The 25,542-nt window shown below is 72.1% G+C and carries 9 protein-coding genes; 5 read left to right on the forward strand and 4 right to left on the reverse strand.

Annotation, left to right across the window (positions count from 1 at the left end):
• Positions 1-6 precede the first annotated feature (6 nt).
• Genes ACQPZP_RS25340 through ACQPZP_RS25355 form a run of 4 tightly spaced genes read left to right on the forward strand, consistent with a single transcriptional unit; the run spans position 7 to position 3,179 of the window.
• Positions 7-657: a 3-oxoacid CoA-transferase subunit B gene (locus ACQPZP_RS25340; RefSeq protein ID WP_433472208.1), complete on the forward strand. Its 651-nt coding sequence runs from the start codon at positions 7-9 to the stop codon at positions 655-657.
• On the forward strand, positions 654-1,817 hold the full coding sequence (locus ACQPZP_RS25345) for an acetyl-CoA acetyltransferase (protein ID WP_433472209.1): 1,164 nt from the start codon (positions 654-656) through the stop codon (positions 1,815-1,817). Before ACQPZP_RS25340 ends, ACQPZP_RS25345 begins: the two co-directional genes overlap by 4 nt.
• Entirely contained in the window at positions 1,814-2,224 is a 411-nt protein-coding gene (locus ACQPZP_RS25350; RefSeq protein ID WP_433472210.1) for a Zn-ribbon domain-containing OB-fold protein, read from the forward strand. Before ACQPZP_RS25345 ends, ACQPZP_RS25350 begins: the two co-directional genes overlap by 4 nt.
• 1 nt (position 2,225) lies before the next feature.
• Entirely contained in the window at positions 2,226-3,179 is a 954-nt protein-coding gene (locus ACQPZP_RS25355) for an LLM class flavin-dependent oxidoreductase (protein ID WP_433472211.1), read from the forward strand.
• Between the two features lie 41 nt (positions 3,180-3,220).
• Here ACQPZP_RS25355 and ACQPZP_RS25360 read toward each other — a convergent pair whose 3' ends face one another.
• Positions 3,221-3,916: an SDR family oxidoreductase gene (locus tag ACQPZP_RS25360; RefSeq protein WP_433472212.1), complete on the reverse strand. Its 696-nt coding sequence runs from the start codon at positions 3,914-3,916 to the stop codon at positions 3,221-3,223.
• Between the two features lie 113 nt (positions 3,917-4,029).
• Here ACQPZP_RS25360 and ACQPZP_RS25365 point away from each other — a divergent pair, with 113 nt between their 5' ends.
• Positions 4,030-4,605, forward strand: coding sequence for a TetR/AcrR family transcriptional regulator (locus ACQPZP_RS25365; RefSeq protein WP_433472213.1), 576 nt, complete (start codon positions 4,030-4,032; stop codon positions 4,603-4,605).
• Positions 4,606-4,693: 88 nt separating this feature from the next.
• Here the strand turns inward: ACQPZP_RS25365 and ACQPZP_RS25370 are convergent, their stop codons facing one another.
• The 3 genes from ACQPZP_RS25370 to ACQPZP_RS25380 are packed head-to-tail and all read right to left on the reverse strand — an operon-like array spanning position 4,694 to position 25,046.
• Positions 4,694-13,366: a LamG-like jellyroll fold domain-containing protein gene (locus ACQPZP_RS25370; protein ID WP_433472214.1), complete on the reverse strand. Its 8,673-nt coding sequence runs from the start codon at positions 13,364-13,366 to the stop codon at positions 4,694-4,696.
• A gap of 59 nt (positions 13,367-13,425) precedes the next feature.
• Positions 13,426-23,433, reverse strand: coding sequence for a hypothetical protein (locus tag ACQPZP_RS25375; protein WP_433472215.1), 10,008 nt, complete (start codon positions 23,431-23,433; stop codon positions 13,426-13,428).
• A complete protein-coding gene (locus tag ACQPZP_RS25380) occupies positions 23,430-25,046 on the reverse strand; it encodes a phospholipase D family protein (RefSeq protein WP_433472216.1) in 1,617 nt (538 codons plus the stop codon). The genes ACQPZP_RS25375 and ACQPZP_RS25380 overlap by 4 nt, the downstream gene beginning before the upstream one ends.
• Positions 25,047-25,542: the final 496 nt, after the last annotated feature.

Below are 25,542 nucleotides of genomic sequence, written 5' to 3' on the forward strand. Positions count from 1 at the left end.
CGCATCATGGCGTGGACCAGAGACGACATCGCCCGCCGCGCGGCGGCCGAGGCACGCGACGGCCAGTACGTCAACCTCGGCATCGGGCTGCCCACCCTGGTGGCCAACCACCTGCCCGACGGCGCGGGCATCTCGCTGCACAGCGAGAACGGACTCCTCGGCGTCGGCCCCTACCCCCTGCCCGGCGAAGCCGACCCGGACCTGGTCAACGCCGGCAAGGAGACCGTCACGCTCGCCGCGAACGCGGTGTGCTTCGACTCGGCCCAGTCGTTCGCGATGATCCGCGGAGGGCACATCGACCTGGCGATCCTCGGCGCGATGCAGGTCGCCGCCAACGGCGACCTGGCGAACTGGACGGTCCCGGGCAGCCTGGTCAAGGGCATGGGCGGGGCGATGGACCTGGTCGCCGGGGCCCGCCGCGTGCTGATCCTCACCACCCACACCGACAAGCACGGGCGGCCCAAGCTGGTGTCCGGCTGCACGATGCCGCTGACCGGCCGGGCGGTCGCCGACCGCGTGATCACCGACCTCGGCGTCCTGGACATCACCGGCGGAGAGTTCGTCCTCACCGAACTGGCCCCGGGAGTGACCGCCCAGGACGTGCTGAGCAACACCGACGGGCCCGTGCGCGCGGCCCTCGACAAGGAGCATGCATGAGTCCCTCCGGCCTCCGGGACCGGACCGCCATCGTCGGCGTCGCCGAGAGCGACATCGGCAAGACCCCAGGGCACACCGTCTTCTCCCTGCAGCAGCAGGCGATGACGGCGGCGCTGCGGGACGCCGGGCTGCGGCCCGCCGATGTGGACGGCTTCATGACGTCCGGCTACCCCTACACCGAGCGCCAGGCGGTCAGCGCCGCCGAGTACCTCGGCCTGCGGCCCCGGTACGTGGACGACACCAACATCGGCGGCTCGGGTTTCATCGCCGCCATGGAACGGGCCGCGGCGGCGATCGAGTGCGGCCTGTGCGAGACCGTCCTGATCACGTACGGGTCGACGCAGTACTCCAGCAGGACCCGCGCGCTCGGCGGCCGTCCCGCCGAGTTCGGCTACCAGTTCGAGGTCCCCTACGGGCTCCCGCTGCCCCTCGGCGGATACGCCCTGGCGGCCCAGCGGTACATGCACCTGTACGGGGCCGGGTCGGCCGACCTCGCCGAGGTCGCGGTGGCGGCACGGCAGTGGGCCCGGCTCAACCCCAGGGCGGTCCGCACCAAGGACCTGACCGTCGACGACGTCCTGGCCGCACCGATGATCAGCACCCCGCTGCGCGGGCTCGACTGCTGCCTGGTCACCGACGGCGGCGGCGCCGTCGTCATGACCTCCGCGGAACGGGCCCGCGGGCTGCGCGCCGACCCCGTGCTGATCAGCGGGACGGGCTACGCGCAGTCGCACGAGTCGATCGGCAACGCGGTCGAGATCACCGACACCGCCGCGCGGGAGAGCGGCCGGCTGGCCTACACGCGCGCCGGCTTCGGCCCCTCCGACATCGACATCGCGCAGATCTACGACTCCTTCACCATCACCGTCCTGCTGAGCCTGGAAGACCTGGGCCTGTGCGGAAAGGGCGAGGCCGCGGGCTTCGTGGCCGGCGGCCGGATCCGCCCCGGCGGGGACTTCCCGCTGAACACCAGCGGAGGCGGCCTGTCGTACTGCCATCCGGGCATGTTCGGCATCTTCCTGATCATCGAGGCGGTGCGCCAGCTGCGCGGCGAGGCCGGGAACCGCCAGGCCGGTTCGCCGCGCACCGCGCTGTGCCACGGCACGGGCGGGCAGCTGTCCACCGCGGCCACCGCGATCCTGCGCCGGGAGGCGACATGAGCGATCGTCCATTGCCCAAGGTCACTCCGGACGCGGAACCGTACTGGGAGCTGCTGCGCGAGCAGGGGACGCGCAGCGTCCAGCGGTGCACCGCCTGCGGTTCGGTGCAGTTCTACCCGAGACTTCTGTGCGTGGGCTGCGGCGGCCCGGTCGAGCAGGTTCCCGTCAGCGGGCGCGGCAGCGTCTACAGCTTCACGGTCGTCCACCGCCCGCCCGCCGGATTCGCCGACATGGCACCGTACGCCGTCGCCCTCGTGGATCTGGACGAGGGCACCCGGGCCATGGGACGGGTCGTCACCGACGACCTCGAATCCGTCCGGATCGGCACGCGGGTGGTCACGATCGTCGAGAAGACCGACGAGGGCGAGGCGCTCCCCCAGTTCGCGCTCGCCGACGGCGGGCACTGACATGGACGTGGGTTCCCCGGCGTTCGGGGTCGCCGTGGACCTCGGGTCCAATCGCCCGCTGCCGCCGCAGCTGCGGGCGGCCGAGGACCTGCTGTCCCACGCCGAGGCCGTGGGCGTCGAATCGGTCTGGCTGGGCGAGAGCTACCACTCGTCCCCGCAGTCGTTCCACCTGCCGTCGCCGCTGATCACACTCTCCCATCTGGCGGCCCGCACCCCGCTGCGGCTCGGCACCGGCGTGCTCCTCGCCCGCGCGTACGACCCGGCGCGGCTGGCTTACGAGGCGGCGCTCGTCGACCAGATCAGCGCGGGCCGGCTGACCGTCGGCCTCGGTCTGGGCGCCCCAGGCCTCCGCGGGACCCTCGGCGGCCCCGACCGGCCGGGCGGGACGATGATCGACCGGCTGCTCATCGAGCTGCGCGAGGCGTGGTCGGCGTCCACCACCAGGCCGGCCGTCCCCGGCCCGTACCGGCCGGGCGGCCCCGAACTGCTGGTCGGCGGCCAGGGCGAGGCCGCCGCCCGCCGCGCCGCCGGCACAGCGGACGGTTACTACGCCGCCACCAACTACTCCGATCGGCTCCTGTCGGAGCAGTGCGCCCGCTACCTGGCCGACCTGCCGGAGGGACGATCACCGACGATCGCGGTCAACCGGCTGTGCCTGGTCGCCGAGGACCCCGCCACGGCCCTCGACCAGGCGGAGCGGGCCTTCGGCCGCGTCCGGGACTACTACCGTTCCCGCAGGCTGTGGAACATCGGCGCGGACGCCGGCGACCCGTCCCCCTGGCTCGTCGGCACCCCGGAGACCGTGGCCGGGCGACTGGAGCGGTATCGCAGCTGGGGCGTCACCCACGTACAGCTGCGCCTGCTGCCGGACGGTGCTCCCCCCGACACCGCAGGCAACACCCTGGACCTCATGGCCGCACACGGCCTCCTCCCTGGTCGCCCACACGTTTCGTAGTCATCGGCCACACTTTCGCCGGCCGTTCGCGGGCTCGCCGGTCAGGCGGCGCGAATCGGGACGGGGCCGTGTGCCAGACCCTGGCGGATCTGGCGGGTGAGATCGTCGGCGAGGATTTCGGGAAGGCCCTTGGCGATCCCGTCCAGTGCCTGGGCGGCGACGTCGGCGGGGTCGGCCTTCGGGACGTCGGGCATCCCGGCGGTCATGTCGGTGTCGATGAAGCCAACATGAAGTCCCGAGACCGCGATGCCCCGGGGTTCGAGCTCCTCGCGGGCCGCGTCGGTCAGCGCCCACGCGGCGGCCTTGGCCGCCGCGTACGCCCCGGCCTGTGCCGGATGCAGCCACGAGATCACCGACAGGATGTTGAGGACCGCGCCACCGCCGTTGGCCTCGATGACCGGCGCGAACGCTCGAGTCACGGCGAGCGGGCCGTAGAAGTTCGTCTCCAGCTCCCGGCGGACCGCGTCGAGGTCGCCGGCGATCAGGGGCGTGCCGGTGGAGATCCCGGCGTTGTTGATCAGAACCGTCACGTCGGTGGCGATCTCCGCGGCGGCTCGGATCGACTCGTGGTCGGTCACGTCGAGCCGGAGCGGTGTGACGCCGGGCAGGTCCAGTTCGTCGGGGCGGCGCACCGCCGCGTAGACCGATGCGCCGCGCTCCAGCAGCTGCGTGGCCAGATGGCGGCCCAGGCCCCGGTTCGCGCCCGTCACCATCGCGATCGCGCCGTCCAGTTCCATGTATGCCTCCTCGAGTTCGGGCCCGTGTCGGACCATCGATTTAGATTATGACTCTAATCTATAGAGGCAGTCCTAGGATAGATGACGACCAACATTCAACAAGGAGGCGTGGCATGGGGCGCGTATCACAGGCGCAGGCGCAGGAGAACCGCCGGCGTGTTGTCGACAGGGCCTCCCGGCTCTTCCGCGAGCAGGGCACCGAGGTCAGCGTCGCCGACCTGATGAAGGCGGCAGGGCTGACCCACGGCGGGTTCTACAAGCAGTTCGCCTCGAAGGAAGCGCTCATCGGCGAGGCGGCCGCACACGCCTTCGACGAGCACGCCCGCCTTCGCGTCACCGCACTCCAGCAGCACCCCGGTGATCGCGACGCCGCCCGGCGGGCGTTCATCGAGGCCTACCTTTCCACCGAGCACCGCGACAGCGCCGCGGACGGCTGCCCCGTCGCCGGACTCGCCGTCGACATCGCCCGCGGCCACGGCGACGCCGAGGCCCGCCGCGTCTTCACCGAACAGGTCGGCGACACCGCCGCCTGGCTCGGCGCGGACGGCGAGGACGGCGTCGCCCGGCTGTGCACCATGGTCGGCGCCCTCGTCCTCGCCCGCGCCACCAAAGGCGACCCGCTCTCCGAAGACATCCTGGCCACCGCACGCGCGGCACTGACCGACAACAGCAACCCAACGGACCCATAGACGGCCATGGCGCCGCCGCTCCGCCCGATCCGGTTACACGTGTCGCAGTCGCGCCCGCGGCGCCTCCGCGGCGACGGTCCCCGGCAGATCAGCCATCCAGCGGAATGTGCGTCGATCCGGTCTGAGTGAGCTTCTGGATCGTGTAGACCTCTTCTCGGCCGGGGCGGGCCGAGTCGGTGAACTGGAACACCGCACGCCGGCGCACCACCTCCGTGCGCAGGTCGGCCGGGTTCACAAGCTCGACGCGCTGCGCCTCCGGGCCCCAGGCGAAGCGCGGACACTCGACATACGTGCGGTCGCCGACCGCCTGTCTGCGCAGAAGCGCGTACGCCGCCTCAGTCGTGGGGATCACCGGAGCCTCGACGATGGTGATGTCGAGCTGCACCACGGCCGGCTTCACGGGGCCCGAGTCGACGTGCAGAACGAGCCGCAGCCGCTCGCCCGGAGTGAACGGGCCGTTCAGCTTCTGGATCGCCGCCAACGAGAGCTCATGCAGTTTCCCCGGGTCGAGCCTTTGCGGCCCGCCTCCAGGGTTCGGGTTCACCAGGTCGCGTGGGGTCTGATCCAGGTCGATCTTCTGGAGGGTCAGCGTGACCTTCGGGCTGCCAGGGGGCGGTTGGTCCCAGTCGAAGCGCATGGCCAGCGTGCTGTCCGGGTTGCATTCCCGCCGCTCAGCGGACAGCGTGATGGCGCGCTGCGGGCTCGTGGTGTCCGGCGGTTGCCGAGGGAACTGCACCGAGACGCCGGCGTGGGCGGAAGGCGAGGCGAGCCGCCGGTTGTACTCGGGATCCTCAAAATGGACGTAGCGCGGGACGAGGGGCAGGGAGGGCACGCTCGGGTCGGCCACCCGGAGCGGGAAGCGCAGCACATGGCTGTAGCCGTCGTGATACGGCTCCGTGCCGGGCTGGTGAGGGGCGAACCGCGCTTTGACGCGCGCATGGATCGCCGCGCCTGGCGGCATGCCGGCGATCAGCTCGCGGGCCCGGTCGGCGCGGGTCTTCGAGTCGCCGGGGAGACCGAACTGGCGGATCGCGAGCTTCGCCGTCTCGACGGTGTCGACCTCCGGCCCCGGCAGGGGCACGCCGACCGCACCGAGCTGGGCCCGCATGGCCGGTGTCAGCACGAGCGTCGGGGTGGTGATGTCCTCGAGCGCCGTGACCCGCCCGGCATCCACGAGTTCTAGGGCCAGGACCCAGTCGAGGATGCCGGCCTCCGGCGTCTCCGGCTTCTGTCCGCCGAGCAGGGTGATGCTGCCGTCGACCCGGTAGACGAAGGTCAGGACTCCGTCCCAGTCCACGTCCAGCGCGTAGCGCTCGACAGCGGCCAGCTGCAGCCGCAGGCGCTGGGCCGTCTGCCGGTAGGTCGGATTCTCCAGGGGGTCGTCGAAGCCGGCGCGGAAGGCCTCGTCGGCCGGGGACGGCGTGACCAGAGCCGGCTTCTCGGGGTCGAAGTGGCTCGCCCAGGTGCGCAGCGCGACTCCTTGCCGGCCATCGACGTTGGCCGGCAGCGGCACCGGGCGCGGGGCGCGGTGCTCTACTGGCACCCCGCCGGAAAGCATGGCCAGGCCGTGCGGGCGCGGGTGCTCACCGACCAGGGTGATGCCGCTCTGGCGCAGGAGGTGGTTGCGCAGCGTCACGAACACGCCTGCGCGGGCACCGCTCACCAGGTAGCGCAATGCGCCGGGAAGGACCGGCTGCCAGCGCTCTAGGGCCGGCCCCTCGGCGACGCCCGGCTGCTGATCGGCCGGCTCGGGGAGGTCGGGCTGATCGAACACCGGCCCGGTCAGCGCGGGCAGCGGCGGGTCGGGCGGCGCGGGGAGCAGGCTGCTCACGGCCGGCGCGCGGAAGCGCCGGGGCAGGCCGCCGGCAGGTCGGTCGGTGTGCAGCGCCGAGCGGAACTGCACCGTGCGTTGGACGGTCTGCCACCAGAGCGTCTGGCCCGCCGCGCCGGGGGTGGCCGCGCCGACGACGCCCTGCTGCCCCTTGGTGTAATGCACGCTGACGCGCAGCGCGCTGAGACCCCAGGGCCACGCCGGCAGGTCCTCGCGCACCGGCCGCCGGGTGAGGTAGAGCGGCTGCACCCCGACCGTCTGCGGCGGGGCGAGCTCGAAGTCGCGGGGGCTCGCGGGGATCGCCGCGATATTGCACTGGCCCTCGCGGTAGCGCAGACCCGTGAGTTCCGGACGGATGCGGAACAGCCGCTTCGCCAGCGGGGACGCGGTCGTCACCCGGACCAGGGCGAAGGCATAGCCGGTGGTCAGGGCCGCCTCCCCCAGGTTGTCCGGACGGGTGTTGTCGCTGATCGTCCGGTAGCGCAGCACCGCGATCGGCGACTCCGGCGCCAGGAGCCGCTGGGACTGGACGGCCCAGCCCTGGGCCTGAGCGCGCAGATGGCCCTCATCGCCCAGTTCGGGGGTGCCGGGCTGGACGCTCCACATGCGGCTCGCCACAGGTTGCAGCCGCATGGTGCTGGGCGCGAGGCAGAGCAGCTCCGCCAGCAGCAGCCGCGGTTGCAGCGGCGACGGACCGCCCGCCGGCAGCGTCGGAGCCGGCCGCCACCGGAGCCCCAGGTACGGGCTCACCACGAGGCTCAGCGGGCGCGGGTTGTCGGCCCCGTCGAGTGCGAGCGGCGCGGGGATGAGAGTGGCCGCGGGATAGCGGCGAGGGCCTTGGCCGCCGGCGGGAGGCAGGCCGAGCAGCCCGCTGCTCGCGATGAGCGCGGCGGCCAGGGTCCAGCCGTAGGGCGGCTTGTCGGTCGGCGCCAGAGTGCTCACGGCCTGGGTCAGCAGGAGCCCGTCCTCGCGCCAGACGGGGTCGGCGTAGGGCGAGGGTTCGGCCGGCGCGGGCCGGTCGTCCGGCCGGGGCGGGTAGAAGGGGCGTCGCGGGTCGAATGCCTGGCGCAGGGCGACCGGGCGGCTGAGGCGAGCAGGCGTCTCGGGGAGGGCCGCGAGGATGCTCTGCAGCAGTGCGTCCTGCGGTTCGGGGGACGGATTCTGCGCGCGGAACCAGCTCTCCTCCAGGGCCACCGGATCGAGCCGGGCGAAGCTGCGGCCGACGGCGGTGTCCAGGCCGGCGAGGGTGACGGACAGCGGGGCGCTGTCGGCCCAGCCGCAGAGGGCGAGGGCCAGGGCGGGCAGGGCGGTGGTGGGGGCCGAGGCGCGCAGGCGGGAGATGAGCAGCAGCGGGTCGATCTGCAGCGGGCCGGGCTGCCCGGCGGCCGGCTGCGCGAGGTCACGGGCCGGGTCCTGCAGGCGTCCGAGGAAGGGCATGGCCAGCAGCAGCCAGCGCGGGTCGGCCGGGTCGCTCGGCGCGTGGTCGGCCGGGCTGCCGAGCAGGGCGCCCTGGCTGCCGGTCGGGAGGAACTGCAGCGTGGTGGCCGCGCCTTCCGCGACGGGCACGAGCCTGAGCAGGTGGTGGGCGCTCGCCTCGACGATCAGCATGTCCTGCGGCAGCGCGTCGAGCGCCGCCCCCGAGTCGGCGAGCAGCGCCGACAGGCCCGCGCCCAGGTAGCCGCCGCTCACGCTGCCGAGCGGGCTGACGCCCTCGACGGGGTCGGTGGTCTCCAGGGCGGCCATGGCGCGCAGGAACCGCGCGGCGCGCCGGGGCGCGAGCAGGCGCACCTCCTGGACGGCCGTCCAGCGGGCCTCGCGGCCGAGCGTCCCGCCGCTCCCGTCGGCCGCCGGCGTCACCTCGACCAGCTGGTGCTCGACCACGGCCAGGGTCTGCCAGCTCTGCCCCTGGGCGAAGGTGAACAGCAGCGGGCCCCCGGCGCCGGTCAGGGTGGAGGCGGGCAGCTCGTGCTGGTTCAGCAGCACCCTGATCGTGTGGCGCAGATGGGTCAGGGTCGGGGCCCCGGCGGCGCGGGCCGCCGGCAGGGTGACGCGCGCGTTGTTCGCGTCGTAGTTGAGCTGCTGCGGCCAGGAGACCAGGTTGGTCGCTGTCAGCATCCCGTTGAGCAGGAAGGTCTCCTGCCAGTCCGAGCTCTGCGCCCCCGAGCCCTGCAGGCGCGAGGTGTAGCCGACCACGAGGTCCCCGGCGGAGGAGCCGTACAGCTCCGCCGCTTGGGCACTTCGGCTCGGACCGGTGTCGTGCAGCGAGCGGCCCCAGTGGGCTACGAGCAGGGCCTCCACGAAGGCGCCGGTCAGGGGCAGTTTCGGGATGTCGTCCGGCCGGGCGATGGCGCGGAACGTGACCGTGGCGAAGCCGGGGGCGGCGCGCTCGCGCAGGCCGGGCGTCCGGGCATCGGCCAGGCGCATGCCCGGCAGGAACTGGAGTCCTTCGGGCTGCGGGGCACTGTAGCCGTTCCAGCTGAATTGCAGCGCCGTGTCGTCGGCCAGGGCCGCGGGAGAGCCGTCGGGCAGCGTGACGTCGAGGGTGAGGTCGCCGAAGAGGTTCGCGGTGTCGAGCGTGAAACGATCCGTCCCCTTCGCCATCAGGTCGAAGGTCAGCGCGGCCGCGACGGCCTCCCCTCTGACCGTGGAGGGCGCCGTCGCCGGACCCGAGCCGAAGCGCGCGGCCACCTCCTCGGCGCTGAGGGCACGGCTGTAGACGGCGAGCATGCGGTAGGTGCCGAGCCAGGCCCGGCCACCCGTGATCTCATCGCCGAGAGCCAGCTCGAACTGGTCGTTCCAGGCGGCGAGACTCCCGCCCACGGTCTGCTCGGCCTGGAGCCGCCCATTGATGTAGATCCGGGTCCGGCCGTCGGAGGAGCGGGTGTAGGCCAGGTGGGTCAGGGCGGCGCCGAGCGAGCCGGCCGGGGTGGCCAGATCGGGGGCGCCCTCCTCGTTCGTGGTGTCGGTGCGCAGCCACGCGTCCGCGGAGGACGAGTCGAGCAGCCCCTTGCGCTGCTGGACGGTCACATTCCGGTGCCCGGCGTCGGAGGAGACGGTGAAGATGTTGAACTGCCCGTTCGTCAGCAGGCCGGTGACGGGCTTCACCCACGCCTCGATGCTGATCTCGTTGCTCGCTTTCACCGCGGCGTTCAGCTTCGTGGCGGGCCCGCCCGAGCGGATGAGCGTCGGCTTGGTGAGGGTCAGGCCGCTGGGGCTCCAGCTCATGCCCTGGGTCGCGGCCGCGCTCAGGTGCAGCGGATCGCCGGTGGCCGAGGAGTCATGGACGGTGGCGCCGGCGCCCTCGTCGAAGCGGTAGAGGGCCTGCAGACCTGACGGCGGCCTGCCGATCCGCACGGCGATGGTGAGGTTCAGGGTGTGCTGACCGCCGGTCATGTCGAGGCCGAGGGCGACCCGCTGCGGGACGATCGGGTCCGTGCCGTTCGCGCCGGGCAGGGTGAAGGGCGGCGTCGTGGGGTTCGGGAAGCTGATCGGCGGCAGGCCGACGGCCCACTCCACCCGGAACAGGTGGAAACAGAGCCGCACCTGCTGGACGGTCATGCCGGCGCCACCAGATGCCAGCGCGATGCCGCCGACCCGCAGGCGCGGCGCGTCCCCGGCTTCCCCGGCGGAGACGGCCAGCGGCCACTCCAGGGCGTTGCCGTCGAGGCTGACGGCGCTGAGGCCCAGCGCGGTGCCGGCGCCGGAGCCGCCGGCGAAGGTCAGCCGCACGCAGTTGCCCAGATCGGTCTGCTCGTCGCCGGAGCCGGCGACCGGGAGCTGCAGCCGCCCGATCACGTCGACCGAGGCCACGCCGTCGCCTGCGAAGACCACGCGGTCGAGCACCAGCGGGAAGAAGCGCAGGCCGAACAGGTCGAGGCCGGGCGACGGCGCGTCCGGATCATCGTCGAGCGGGCGCAGGCGCCACTCGTACCCGGTGCGGTGCTCGTAGTCGCTGCTGCGCGCCTCGGGGTCGTTGCCGTCGAGATCGAGCTCGACGGCCTTGGGCGAGCGGGCGGAGGCTTTGGTGAAGGTGGAGCCCTGGGCAGGCAGGTCGCGGAACCAGAGCCGCCAGGTCGCGGTGCCGTGGCCGAGGGTGAGCGGCAGGCGCGTGGTGGTCAGCTGCACGTCGCCCGCGGTGGGATGGCTCAGCGGGGTCCTGATCAGATTGGACGTGGGGACGCTCGCGCCGCGCACCAGGCCGCGCTGGTCGGCGTAGCGGGCGTCGCCGGCGAGGCCGGCGGCCATGCTTCCGGCGGTCAACCGGTACTGGGCCGAGTCGGCGGGCGCGTCCGCGGGCAGGCGGCGCAGTCCGCCCGCCCCGTCGGCGAAGTCGCCGCCGATTCCGGGGAGGGCCGCCTCGCCCGCCAGCGTCAGTGGGGCGCTCGCGGCGGGGTCGGCGTTGTCCAGGCGGAGCTCGCCGGGATAGCCGTCAAGGGCGAGGGTGGCGCGGACCGGCCAGGCGTGGACCGAGGCCAGGTGGCGTAGCACGGTCTGGCCGTCCTGCCGGGCGAAGGCGGCCACGCTGTCGGCGGCGGCGAGTCCGGCGCGCTCGGCGAGGCGCCGCCAGTGGGCGGCGTAGTCCGCGCGGGTGAGCGGACGCGGTGGCTCCGGCCGCGCCGTGTCGGGCAGTGGCGAACTCTCGCGAGGGTCCTTGGGGATCCTGGGGAGCTGGGCCAGTGCCTGGACCTCGTCCGTGTAGGGCAGGTCGTAGCGGTACTGGACGGGCAGGCCGAGCGCGGAGTCGCTCTGCGGCGGATCGCCGTCAGGACGCGGGTCGAGCACCAGCCCGGGGAGCGAGAGCGCCACCAGGGGCAGGTCGTACAGCTTCGCCTCGCCCGCACCGAGCCATTCGCGGGCGGGTGAGCGCCCGCCGGCGTAGCGCGGCCAGCCCGTGGCGCCCTCCGCCGTGAAGCGCCAGCCATCCGGCAGGTCCATGCCGTCCTGGCGGGTCACGGGTAGCTCGAACGGGACGAGCTGCCGGCCGGCGATCGGCACGTTGGGCGGGCTGACGCTCTGGGTGAGCGCGAGGGCCTGCACCATCGGCAGAGTCGGGTGGCGGCGCCAGACGAGAGGCAGCGCGGCGCCGATGGCGTCCGGCGGCAGAGCGCCGCCGTCCACCAGGGCGCGTAGCAGCGCCGGGTCGACGCCGTACTGGAAGGCCCAGGCGTCGAGGCCGGCCGAGGGGGCGGGCTTGCTCCGCCGCGCGAAGCCGATCGTGTCGAAGGCGAGCCGCACGAGGGGCGCGAACAGCTCGCGCCCGGTGACGGTGTGCAGAGGTACGGTCGTCAGACCGCCGATCCAGTCGTCGAGGTCGGGCAGGGCGTCGGCGGCGGTGGGCGCCCCGGTGCTCAGCCAGTACAGGCCGTTGAGCGCCACCTCCGGCGCGTCCAGCGCAAGGTCGGCCGACTGGAGCTGGTACCCCCCGCCGAGCGGGCCGAGCACCCAGGCGGCGGTCATGCGCTGGGCCGCGGCGAGCGTGAGGCTCCAGGGCTGCTCGCCCGGCACCTGGCCCAGCCCGGACGGGTCGTCGTTGCCGAAGCTGACGGCGCCGCGCAGCAGGTTGCCGGGCGCCGGCGCGGGTTCCGCCTGGGCCACGCCCGCGTCGAGGTAGATCTGCTCGGACAGATTGGGCAGCGGGAGCTGGGCCCAGCCGTCGTCCAGCGGCGTGAACCCCCACAGCACGGCCGGGGTGACAGGCCCGGTAGCACCTGGCGCCGGCGGGCTCCAGGACGGTTCGGGGACCTGCAACGTGGCGCGGAGGCGGCGCGCGGCCTCGTTCGGGTCGAAGGCGAGCGTGGTGGCGCCGAGGGTGACCCGCTCGCTCCAGCCGGTGGCGTCGCGGCCGGCCCGGTAGCCGAACGTGCCGGTGGATCCGGCGGGCGGTCCGCCGGCCTTCAACTCCACCCGCAGTTTCGTGCCGTCGGCGGCCACGCGCGCGCTGGTCGGTGTGATCCGGGCGAGCGTGTCCGGCTGGGCGGCCGGGTCGTAGGGCCCGCGGTCGCTCAGAAGAATGGCGAACTCGTCGCCCGCGAAGCTGATCGGGCGCGTGCCGGGCTGCTCCTGCCAGGGCGCGATCTCCCAGAACAGGCGCGGGACGGCGAGCGGGTCGGCGAGCTCCAGGGTCGCCCACTCCGGCGCGGGCAGCGGCTCGACGAGGCCGTTCAGCGGGTTGTTCGGGTTGAGGTAGCGGTTGAGGCGCCGCCAGGAGGCGATGATCGCCGCCCGCTCGCCCTCCGTCAGCCGCTCGGCCTCGACCGTCATCCGGAAGCCGCGCACCCCGGCCCCGGGCGCCGGCTCGGGGTCGGGGACGACCCGGGCCAGCTGGAAGACGGCGTTGACCGGCGCGCTGTCCCAGAGCAGGCGTACCTGGCCGAAGGCCGAGAGCCCCCCGGCGTGGACGGCGAGGGCACCGAGCAGGCGGGCCGGGCCGGTGCGCGGCGTGATCGCCGCCGACCCGATTCCCAGCGCGGTGTACAGCTTCTGTGCGGCGTTGGCCTGGGCCGTCATCGGGTCGAGGACGATCTCGCCGCCAAGGCAGGTGAACGTCGGCAGCTTGCCGGCGATGCCCGTGGGCCAGCCGTCGGCCGGGGCCTGCAGGAGCAGCAGGCTGGCGGTGCCCGCGCTGATCGCGGTTCGGATCGCCTGGGGCGGGAGGTGGCCGTCGGGCTTGGTGCCGCTGCGCTTCCACACGTACTGCGGCGTACTGCCGGCGGTCGGGCTGATCGTGACGCTGGTGACGTAGACGAGTGCCAGCAGGGAGCCCGGCAGCAGCACGTTGTCCTCGCCGGCCGCCTGGCGCGGCGTCGTGTCCACGAACAGGGTGCGGAACGCGAAGTTGGTCGCCGGATCGGCCAGCCGGATCACCTCCGCCTCGGCCGTCCAGAAGGGGCCCGCGATCCTCAGCTTCGGCAGCTCGGGAAGTTTCGCCATCTGCTGCTGCTCCTGGTCCGTTCATGGCCCCCGAGGGCCCCCGTCAAAGGCCGTTCCGCCTACACGTCTTCGGGCTCCATCGGTGGCGGCTCGATCTGTGGCGGCTCGATCGGTCGCGGCTCGCTCGGCGTGGCGCTGCCACGGCGGGCGCGGATCACCAGGGACCGCCCGCCCATTCCGCTGCCCTGGCTCGCACGGTGCAGTCGCCTGAGGGCGAGCTGGTCGGGCCGCCCGGGGTAGGACGGCAGCAGCGCGGCCGGATCGTCCGCGCGCATCATGCCGTGATGGCGCATCAGCACGGCGCCGAGCAGCAGTTTCCCGGCGAGGACGCCGCTGAGCCCGGCCTGGGTGGGGCGCACCGCGACGACGAGGGGGACCGTGACCGGAGACGCCGGCGGAGGGTCGGCCGTGCCGGCGTCGTGCACCGCGACGATCAGCTTCTCGACGGCCTCGGCGAACTCGGGGAACCGGGCCCAGCGCCGCAGAGCGGCGATGTCCGCACTGCTCATCGCGCCGTTCCACCCGATGGTGGTGTAGTGCGTGCCCGCCGCGTTGCGCGTGAGCACCACCTTGCCGTGGAGCTCGTCGGGGACCTGCTCGGGCCCGACGGGGATCTCCACGCGTGTGACGGCGTCCGGGCCCGCGCCCGCGGCCTGGGTGATGAGCTGCGCGATCGCCCCGGTGAAGGCGCTGTCGCCGGGGAGCCGCCGCAGCTCTTCCGCGGCGGCGTCGGAGGGCCCCTCCCAGACCAGGGCCAAGGTCTGCGTGGGCAGGAAGTCGATCAGCGCCAGGAGCCGGCCCGGCAGGTTCCCGGCCGGGGCGCTCACCGGCTCGGTGGTGTACCAGCTCTCGAACAGCTGCCGGATCTTCGCCGCGTCAGGCGCGTTCGTCAGCCCGACCAGGGCGTCGCGGTCTCGCCTCGTCATCACCCCGGCGAACAGCAGGCGCCCGTGCTCGTCGATGGCCACCCGGTTGCGCGTGTCGAGCGGCAGGTTCGCCGTGGAGTAGCCGCTGCTCAGCTGCTCCTCGCTCACCTGGACCAGATCGACCGCCAGCGGGAGGTCGCCGAGAGCGCCCGCCGGGGGCATCAGCGTGGTCCGCGCCACCAGGAAGCGTTTGCCGAGCTGGCGGTGGGCGAACTTCTTGGCGACCGGGTCGTAGAAGCACTCGGCCTGCACCTCGATGTTTCCACTGAACAGCTCGACGATCTGGTAGACGACCTCGGGGTCGGGGAGGGCGCTGAGCTTGCGCGCCGTAGCCCCGCCGGTCGCCGGGTCGGGCTTCTCGCCGGGCCAGCGCTGCTGGGCCTCGTCGGGCAGGCTGTCCCAGAACCGGCGCAGCGGGATGGTGATGGTGCGCACGCGGGTGTCGGCCTGGAGCTGGGCGTCGCCGGGGATCCCGGCGGGGAAGGGCGGCACCCGGTGCCACACGATGTCCGCACCGCTCACGGTGGCGTCCGGCAAGGGCGAGCGGTAGGTCAGGTCACGCTGGGTGACGCTGTTGATCGGCGAGACGGTGCCGTCCGTCTGGGCGATCACCAGCAGGCGATGTTCGTAGTAGAACGGCAGGGCCCGCCACTGGAGGGCGAGGACGCCCTGCGAGAAGTCGCCGACGCGCTCGGGCAGATCGAGGCCGCGTAGCTCGTCCTGATCGGCCGCGCCGTCGAGGACGAGATGGTCCGGCCGGGTCGGCAGCCGGTCCGGGACGGGCGGGTACTCGTCCTCGACAAGGCGCACGGGCAGCTCGCGCTCGTGGTCCTCGGCGAAGCCGCGCACCCAGTGGTACCAGCTCGGATAGCCGAAACGGCGCAGCAGCGTGAAGGCGACCTGGCGGAAGGCGAGCTGGCGGACGAGTGTCTGGTTGCGCTCGGCCAGTGCTTGCTCGTGATGCTGGGCGACGACCACCTCCCAGATCGCGCCCGGCGCCGGCGGGCGGGCCGGGGTGGCCGCCTCGTCGAGCCGGCGCGAGCCGAGGATGAGCGGAGCGTCGACGGCCTGCGTGCGCTCGATCACCACGTCGAGCCCGCCCGCGGCGGGGTCGACCTTCACGACCGGGATGTCGGTCTCGGCGGCGGCGCGGCCGGGGAAGAGCGTGGGCGAGCGGCGCAGGCTCTGCCAGAGCAGGTCGTAGCGGCCGTAGGGCTGGAAGTAGTAGCGCAGCGTGTGCGCCCAGCGGTCCTCCAGCAGCTGGGTGTAGGTCAGGCGCCCGTCGGCGTCGGGCGTCGCCACCGCGGGCGAACCCGCGCGCGGGTAGGCCGTGGCCGCCCAGGGCCCGGCGCCCGTCCTGCCCAGCCCGTCCTGCCCCGCGAACACCGCGCCGCCGGCGTCGAAGAAGCGCGTCGTCCAGGCCAGCACGTCGGGCAGCGCCTTGGCGATCTCGGCCTCGCCGGTGGGGAGGCTGACCCTGCTGGTGTCCGGCACCTTGGGGTCGTTGCTGTTCAGCGTCTCCAGGTAGTACTTGAGCCGCAGCCATTGGACGTGCTCGGGCAGACCGTCGTCGGCGGTGGCGAACACCTTGGCCAGCGCGTCCGTCGCGACGGTGAAGTGGTTGGTGCGCTCGTCGGTCGGGCCGAACTCCTCGCTGCGGACCGTCCCGCCAAGGCTCTCCACGACCTGGGCGTCGGCCGAGGCGAGGGAGGGGCGCAGCAGCTTGAGCTGGTCGGCGCTCAGCATGGTGCCGGCGCTGAGCACCTTGCGGGCCGGGTCGTAGCTCAGCAGGGGCGCGACCGCCGGGTCGAAGGGCTTGGGATCCATGCTCAGCTTGGCCGACGGACGTACCTCGATCGTCGCGGGGAGCGTCGCGCCGCGCAGGAGCAGGGCCGCCTCGCCGTCGAGCGGCAGCCTGATCGTGCGTGTGATCGGAGCCGGTTGCGGTTCGAGCTCCGACTGGCCGGTCCCGCTGTCGGGCCGGTCGACCAGGCTGCAGGGCGCGGTGAGCGTGAAGCGCACTTCGACGTCGGCGTTCGACCGTCCGTTGATGGTGACCGCGCGGTAGCGCAGCCGCTGCCGGACGGTGGGCCGCAGGCTGATCTGTACCAGGGCCAGCAGATCGTCGCCCCCGGCCGGCCGCTCATTGAGCTGGACGCTGCGCCCCGGCTGGAACAGCAGCTCGACATGGACGTGACCGCGGAGGGCGGCGAAGGCCGCGGCGTCGGGGTCGGCGGTGTTCTCGCCGCTCCCCAGCTGCGCGAAGAGCCCCTGGAGCAGTTCCAGCAGTTTCGGGCCGCGCAGGACTCCCGTGACGGGGTCGTGGAGGCTGAAGGTCACCGCCAGGCCGAGGCGTTGGAGCGCACTCCAGCCATACCGGTCCGCGCCCGGCGGGCAGCTGGCCAGGAAGTCCGCCAGGTCGTTGGGCAATGTCGGCGGGCCGGCCTGCAGGGCGGCGGCGTAGCCGTCCGATATCCGCCCCTGGGGGTCGGTCGCACTGCCGGGGCGCATCCCGCGCAGCCGCTCCACCAGGCGTTCGAGGAGCGGGTGCAGCGCCGTCTCGCGCTTCCCGCCGGGCCGGGTGACGCCCGCCCATTCCGGCCACTCGAGATAGGAGTCCTGCCAGGAGTACCAGGGGCCGCGCTCGTCCCGTACGCCCTGGGCGGACGGATCGGGCGGGCGGCGACGCTGGACGGCACCGGGATACCACGCCTCCCACTGGCTGGTGTTCAGCGTGTCGCCGGGCACGAGTGGGAGATCGTCGGCCGGGAGCATCTGGACCTCTTGCAGGAGCCGCAGCTCCTCGGCGAGCCGGGCGGCGCTGGCGAAGGTGTCCGTGGTGGCCGCGTCGATGTTCAGCTCGTACAACCGGTAGCCGGCGTTCAGTTCGAGCGGGTAGGCGGCGTCGCCGCTCGGACCCTGGTTCCAGCGGAACCGGATCGCCCGGATGCCCAGGGGATGCGGCCGGAAGCCGACGATCGCGCCGATGTCTCCGGTGAACACGAACGGGGCCGGACCGGTGGTCTCCGCGCCGGATCGATCAATGCTCTGGAGGGGCATCGGCGTGTGGGCGAGGCCCGGCTCCGCCCGCTCGTCCTCGGGCCGCACCACGCCGAAGGCCGTCGGACGCGGCAGCCACTCCAGCTCGGCCGGGCGGCGCTCCTCACGCGGGTTGCCCGTGTGCTCGATGCGGTCGGCCGGCGCGGGGGACGTGGGCGGCGCGGCCACCGCTTCGGCGGCGAGCAGGAGCTGCACCGGCGCCAGGGCCGAAGGCACGTCGCGGTCGGAGATCGTCTGGAAGAAGACCCGCCACGCCTCGGGGCGCCACGCGCCGTCCGGCAGCACGCCCCGCTCGCGCAGCGTGGCGACGGGGATCACCGCCCCGCGCGCACCGGCCGGCCCGAAGACGTGATCGAGGTCGACCTTGATGTCGGTGGGCAGAGGGCGCGCGTTCGACGTCGGCAGGCCGGTCGTGCGTCCGCGCTGGGTCGTGCTGTCCAGGCCGTAGGAGCCGATCGGCACGGTGCTCTCGCGGCGGAAGATCAGCCGGTAGGTGCGGATCGGCACCGTGGGACCGTTCTGGCGGGCCGGCTCGCTCCACTCGACGTAGACCTGACGCGGCGGCATCACCTGGGGGGTCGCCGCCGTTCCCGCCGGATCGGCGTCGGACGGGGCGATGCTGTAGCTCACCGTGAGATCGCCGTCCACCGGCACCGCGGGAGGGGTGTTCGGGTAGCGCGTCGCGATCAGGGTCAGCGGGCGCCCGGCGTTGCCGGCGAAGTCGACAGGGGTGATCGTGTAGAGGTAGCCGCGCCCCTCGCGCGGCAGGGCGGCGCGGTCGTCCGCCGTGTCGGGGAAGTGGTCGACGACCTGAAAGCGCGGCTGGAGCATCGAGAGGGTGTCGGTCGGAGTGGCCTCGTCCGCCCCTTCGGCGCCGGCGACGCTGGTCGTGTGGCGGTGCAGCACCTTGACCGGCTTCACCGTGGTGGTGCGCTCGGCCTCGTCGCCGTCGAGGGCGCGCCTGCGCACGAGGTAGTGGGCCAGGTGGTGGTCGGGGTCGTTCTGGGCCCGGCTCGTCCCCGGCGTGGCCTGACGTCGCCAGCTCAGCTCCCAGGCAAGGGCGATCGTGCTCGCGTCGCTGTACTGGCGCACGTGCTCGAACTCGGGCGGGAACAGGCTGAACTGGGCCTCGGCGACGTTGAAGGCGCGCACCCCCTCGCTCGCCGGACCGGGGCCGGTCGCCTCGGGCCGCTCGCGCTGGCTGATCGACGGCTGGGCGTCCAGGCCCGTCGCCACCTGGTCGAGCCAGGCGGGACGGCGGCCGTCGGCGGTCTTCACCGCGAACACCAGCCCCATCTGGAAGGCAAGCGAGCCGGCGACCAGCTCGTTCCGCCTGGTCTGGTCGCTCTCGGCGTGGAACGCGCGCAGATCGGAGACGATGTCGTGGATGATCACGCCGCGCAGCTGGTGGGCCTGCTGGTCGGCCTGGACCGCGCTGACTGTGCCGGGATCGCCGTCGTCCTCGGCGGCGCCGTCGGCGGCGTAGATCGTCGTGCGCGGGTCGAAGGCCGACTCCAGCAGTTGCCCGTAGAGCTCCTGGGGGTCGCGCTTGAGGAAGGGCGAGCCGCTGAACTGCTCGTACGCTCCCCGCACGGCCGCTTCGAAGGAGCTGTCGGACGGGTTCTGCACCCTCGGGTCGCTGACCGGGGGGCGGTAGCCGGGCAGCGCGCCGGGGTCGCCGACCGGGTGGGCGACCGCGCCCGTGTAGTGCTGCTTGAAGGCGTTGGCGACGTGCTGGGCCAGGCTGAGCCCGTCCTCCAGAGGCGCGGGGGCGCCCGGTTCCCCCGTGGCCTGGTTCACGACGCGGCGCTCGGCGGAGCCGTCGGTGTAGAGCCGCGCGGCCCAGTTCACCGCCCAGGTGATCGGCTGACCGGCGGTGACCGCGCCGCTCACGTCGACGAACCGCGGATCGGGCAGGGGCTCGAAGTGCTTCAGCGTGTAGCTCTCCCCCGCCGCCGGCTTCGGCACGCGGAGGGCGAAGTCCTTCCCGACGACGGTGCCCTCGGCGGGGGGCGGCGGCAGGAAGCCCAGCTCGGGCTCCGCCACCGGGAAGCCGTCCTCGTCGAGTACGAGCCCGCCCTGCGCGTCCCGGTGCAGCCGTTCTCCCTGCGGCAGCAGCGCGAAGTAGATCTGGTGCTCGTCGTCCCAGCTCGGCGCGTCGCGCAGCACGAAGATGACGTAGCCGGGCACATGGAACACGTCGGCCTCGGCCGCCGCCTTTTCGCCGAGGACAGCCGCGAGGGCGCGCGGCGGCAGTGCGGGGCGACGCGCGGCCAGGCCGCGCGTGAAGGCGGCGGCGCCCTCGGTGCCCGGCACCGGCTCGACCTCGGTGGCCTCCAGCCCCAGCGACAGGAACTCCTTGGTCCGGTCGAGGGCCGCCTGCACGTTGTCCTCCGCGAAGGCCACCTTGACGGTGGCCTGGAGGCTGTGGCCGCAGCAGGAGACGCCGACGGTTCCGACGCCGCGCACGCCGGGCACGCTCAGCCCCTTGACGCCGATCTCCAGCCCGGCGCTGAACGTGATCTCAAGGCTGAAGCTGAACGAGAGCCTGATCGTGGTGAAGACCAGCGGTATCTTGATCCAGAACTCGATGGCGAAGGTGACCTGCACCTCCAGCCCGATCGCGCCGTAGACGGCCGAGTTGCCCGTCGGGTCGCGGAAGTCGATCACGCCGATGTAGCGCGCTCCGAAGGCCACCCGCGCGGTGGCGCTGATCCGCATGCCGACCAGCCCGAGGTCGACACCGGCGCTCAACTCCAGCCGGCCGCGGGCCAGGAAGCTCGTCCCGAGCACCATCTCCGTCATCGAGACGCGGAAGATGAACCCGCCTTCGACCTCCACGGCCAGCGGACCGAGCGTGGTGTGCCAGCGCAGCATGTTGGGCCAGCCCAGCTCGTAGTGGAACAGGCCCGGCTCGATCAGCAGGGTGGCCGAGAAGCGGCTGTCGGCGATCGCGTCGCGGACGAAGTCGGGCAGCGGCGGGTGCGTGCCCGGCTTGCCGCCCTCGGGCTTGGAGATGTGGGCGAGGAAGCGCTTCTGGCGCGGCGAGAGCAGCACGAAGCCGCTCAGGATGGGGTTCTCGCGGGCGCCGTCCTTGTTGGTGACGTAGTCGGCGTAGTTGGTGTTGAACCAGCCGCGCACCGACATGAAGAACGTCAGGTCGCTGCGGAAGGCGATGATCGCGTCGACGAGGAAGACGCAGGCGAGGTCGGCCTCCGCGAACGCCTCGTAGCGCAGAGGGGAGGCCGAGGCCGAGGTCTGCGAGATCATCGCTCGCAGCACGATCGTCCAGCGCGGGTCCTCGCCGGCGTCCTCCAGGTCCACCGCCCAGCGGTCGCGCTTGGACAGGTCCCCCTGCGTGCGGGAGAGGCCCTCCAGGGTCTTGAGCAGCTTCTTGACGTCGTTCTCGGCGTCGGCGGCCTTGATGGCGGCGATCGTGAAGCGGTAGCCGAAGCCCATGCCGATCTCGCGCAGGTAGATCTGGATGACCGGGATCATGAAGCTGACCTGGCGGATCTCCAGGTACAGGAACCAGGCCCGCAGCCACGGCGAGCCGGGGCCGCGGCGCACGCGCAGGAAGCCGAAGCTGGCCGCGATGGCGGGCAGGCCCTGGATCTGGACGACGCCCTCGCCGACCAGCCCGGTCTGGTCGGGCTCGTCGACGAAGTCGACCGCGCCGGTGAGCCGGAAGGCGGCGCCGATGGCCAGGTTCACCGCGAGGCGCGTGAAGTGGATGCGCGGCACGAACTCACCGGGCAGCGGCAGGCCGATGAACAGCTCGTGGTAGTCGGGCCGCGAGTCCGGCGTGTCGCCGGGGCCCTGGGCGAACTTCAGCTGGCCGGTCACCTGCATGGCCCCGTCGCCGTCGAAGAACTCGCACTGCGGGACGAAGCCGATCGCGCGCAGCTCCATCTCGAAGCAGCCGAGGAAGCCGAACGACTTGGGCTTGGGCAGCTCGACCAGGAACTTCACATGCTTGCCGATCACCCGGGCGTCGCCGGTGAGCGGACACTGGACGAGGTCGATGCGGATCTTGCCGAGCAGGCCCAGCGGCCCGTCGGCGTCATCGCCGGGCGCCAGTACGAACTGGGCGGAGCCGGTGACGGTGAAGTAGAGGTGAAAGGCGCCGTCGTCGACGAACCGCAGGCCCAGGGCGTCGACCGAGAACTGGAAGCGCGTGCCCTTGCAGTCGAGCAGTTTCACGCCGCGCAGGTTCGCGGCGCCCTGCACGAGGGTCAGGTTGCCGCCCTCGCGCTGGGCGAACTGCAGGGCGATGTCGGCCGTGGCGTCTCCCACGAGGTCGGGCGGCAGCGGGCCCGAGCCCGCGATGGTGAAGTCGGCGATCCGGTTCTCGCGGATCACGAAGCCGCTGTCGGTGAAGCGGAAGCGCGTGCGCAGGCCGTTGAGCCGCGCCGGCCGGTCGGTGACGGCGGCGGCGAGGTTGACGCCCTTCGGCGTGAGGGCGAAGTCCCGCACGCTGAAGGTGATCGGTTCCTCGCTGGCCCGCGTGAAGTCCAGCTCCAGCACGGCCCCTTCGGGCTGCTGTATCTGGTAGTGGTAGTCCTTCGTGGCGATGGTGAAGTAGTGGAACGTCCTGTCGCCCAGATCCTTGCCCTTGAACCGCCAGCGCAGCCCGAACAGGTCGGGGAACTCGCGCTCGGCCTCCGGGGAGCGCAGTTCGATCCCCTGGTCGTGGTCGACCTTGAGGGCGAAGGTGCTGAGGTTGAAGGTCAGGCGGCTCAGTAAGTCGAAGCTGAGGCTCAGCACGCGCAGCCGCACCCCGATGTCGAAACTGACCTCGCCCTGGGGCAGGGTGATCGGCAGCCCGGTGAGCGGTGTGTTGGTGTAGAGCTGCAGGAACTGGGCGTCGTCGCCTTGGCCCTGCTTGAGGAAGGGCAGGGTGAACGCTCCGCCGGCGACGTCGATGTTGACGCTCAGCTGGGCGGTCCAGCCCTCCCGGAGGTCTCCCGGATCGAAGACCACGGGCTTGCAGAGGGCTGCCGGGTCGTCGAGGTCGAGCGGGGCGATCGGCGTGGCCAGTTCGCGGAAGAAGCCGGGCAGCTTCGCCTCGCCGAGCGTGACGTCGAGCAGCACCAGGCTGCGCGGCCCGTCCGTCGGCTTGAGCGTGACGCTGAAGAGAGGCTTGTCGGGCGGTGGAGGCGGCTCGTCGTTGTGCAGCTCGCGGTCTCCGTCACGCCCCCAGGCGAAGGTGCTGCCCGCCGTCACCGGGTCGGTCCCCGCCAGGGTGACGACGAAGGCGGCACGGCCGAGGCCCGCGCCCTGGCGCATCAGCAGCAACGAGAAGCGGCTGGACGCCGGTACGCCCACGCTCAGGCCGGGGAGCGCGAAGGCGGCGCCGGGGGCGGCCGCCTGCCAGTCGAGGCGTACCTCTTCGAGGCCGTCGCCGATGATCAGGCGCAGGGTGACCTGCTGCTCGCCCGCCGGGCTACGGTCGCCCAGGTTCGGGACGAACCGGCCGAGCAGCCTGTTGAGGGCGCCCTCCTTCCACTGCAGCACCAGGCACGCCTTGCCGCCCGCCTGGTGGAAGCCGACCGTGGCGCTGTCGATCACCACCCCGGTGTCGCCGATCTGCACCGGGTAGGGCAGCTGGGCGGTGAACGGCGTGTCGGCGCTGATGCCGTCCGCGCTGGCCGTCCCGCTGATCTTCGGCACCGTGAGCTGGACGAACGGGCGTCCGGGGTCGGGCTCGTAGCCGCCATCGCTCACCTTGCGCATGGGGCGCAGCAGCTTCGGCCCGAAGCGCAGCGCGACGGGCACGTCGGTCAGGCGCAGAACGGTTTTCGGCAGGATGTCGATCTCGAGGCCCATCTCGGCGGGCGCGCCATCACCGCTGGCGGGGGCCAGTACCAGGCTCACCTCGTCGAGGCCGGGCATGCCCAGCACGAGTTCCCGCTCGAAGAGCAGGCGGGTGGCCATACCGCCCCGGTGGACATCGGCCGTGGTGTGCAGCGGCTCCATCCAGACGTGGTCGAGCACGGCGGGATCGGGCGGCTCGGGCAGGAAGGGCGGCCACTTGCTGCCGATGAACTCGTTGACGGTCACGAACATACTGCTGCTCATGGCGTGCAGCCCCCCCACGGCTGGCGTGAGTCGACGTCGTCGTAACGGTCGTGTCTGTCCTGCTGGTCGTCGTCGAGCTTCGTCTCCCGGGTGGGGAGCGGGATGGCAGCGAGGGTGGGCGGGGGCGGCAGGCTGACCCCGCTGCCCGGCGTGCCCCAGGTGCTGTCCCAGACGTTGAGCGCCTTGTCGATGTCGGCGATCTTCTGCTGGTCGGCCGGGAGCAGGCCGAAGATGTCACTCCAGAGCCGCGTCCGGTACTGCTGGACCAGCATGTCGTCCTCGTCAAGGACGCCCACCGCATGCTCGATGTCGCTGTAGAGACTGCGCTGGTAGGCATTGGCCGAGCCGATGATCGCCCAGTGGTCGTCGACGATCGTGCTCTTGGTGTGCACGAACACGTTGCGCAGGAACGCGTGCACCCGGCTGCGCTGCTGAGCGTTCAGATCGTGGAGCAGACCGTTCCACAGCGCGACGTTGGCGTACGCGGGGAAGGGCGGATCGTTCGGGTCGTTGATCCCCTTGACCAGGATGACCTTGAGATCGTCGCGGATCTTGAGGACACCGTTCAGCCAGGCCATCACGTCCACCGACCAGAATCCCTGGTCTTCGATATAGACATAGCGCTCAGCGGTGAGGACGGCGTTGAACCAGGCGGAGCGCACCTCGAACAAGCCGTCGGGAGCGAAGGAGATCTCCTTGTTCTCAGGCAGGTTGTTGGTGCTCTTGTAGTTGAAACGCGGCACGGTGCGCAGCGACTGGACGTGATGTTTGCCCACCGGGGTGGTCGGCAAGCTGCGCGTCGGCAGGTAGGGCATGGCGGCCGTGTGGCTGGCGACCTTCACATTGCCATCGCGGAAGGTCTTGACCTCTCGTGCCCTGAGCTCGTTCCAGATGCTGCGATAGAAGTCGTACATCGCGAGCACCGCCGGGCCCTCGACCTTCGCCTGCACGTCGTGCCACTGTCCGGCAGGGTGGGGCGGGTTGCCGTGACGGTCGTTCACCAGGTCGAGCCCGCCGGTGTAGCCGACGGCGCCGCCGCCGTCGCCGACGAGCACCATCTTGGTATGTGACGCGCCGGCGGAGTGGGCGATGATGTTCAGGCAGGCCTTGTCGGCGAGGGCGGGCTCCGTGCGCAACGCGCGGATGGAGGCCATGGTGGACAGGTTGATTTCGGCAATACCTATTCTCTTCCGGACCGACGTGGTCAGGATGCCGTAGTCGGCCATTCCGGAGAACGAGATCCAGCCCATGACGCGGACGTCGACTCCGGCGCGTGCCTTGGCCTTGAGCAGGTCGATCAGGAGATTCGGGGCTCCGTCGCCGTCGAGCGAGAACGGGAGCTCCGACCCGGCCGGAGGTCGCCCGGGAGGGGCCGGGTGACCCATGAAACCGACCCACCAGCCGGTGATGTAGATGAACTGGCCGCTGTTCTCGCTCGGCGTCCCGAGGCCCAGGGTGGCGATCTTCGCGGCGAGGTCTGCGAAGTAGGCCTTGCCGTCGATCAGCGGGGTGACCCGGCAGCCGGAAAAGGTGGCCGGCAGCGGTTCTGAAGGCGGATCCGTATCGTCGGGCTGAACAAAGTACTTCTTTTTCAGAGCTTCGATGTCAGCCACCAGATAGCCCCCGAGGCCATATGCAACTACACGACGGAGTTCAGCATTCTGATTGCAGAAACCGGCAACCGAAAATCAGTCGGATAGGACAGTCAAGCTCAAGAAGGATGAGAGCAGAGTAAGCGATGCCTTAATCTTCCCGCAAGAGGCCTGCCTCCACAACTGCCCGGCCCAATCCGGTCAGCGAAACTTCCTACCGCCGGATCGTCATCATCACCTACCGGACAGCCGACTCTGACGGTCACAAGTCTCGCGGATCGGCCGAGTCATGCAGATGGTCGAGCACCTTCACCCATGACCGCTCGGTGATCTTGTGGCACTAGGCGCGCCGAGCCCGGGCGGCTAAAAGCCGGACCTTCCCTACTCCCCCACTCGGTTAGTACTGAATGTCAAGACCACCGCCAAAGAGACCCTGCCGTCAACGCCTTCGGTCTGACGATCGATGGTCTATTCGATACAGCGCTGGTGATCGCATTGCGAGATTTCAGAAACCGTG

Source organism: Spirillospora sp. CA-142024 (genome assembly GCF_050942325.1).
Classification (GTDB): Bacteria; Actinomycetota; Actinomycetes; order Streptosporangiales; family Streptosporangiaceae; genus Spirillospora.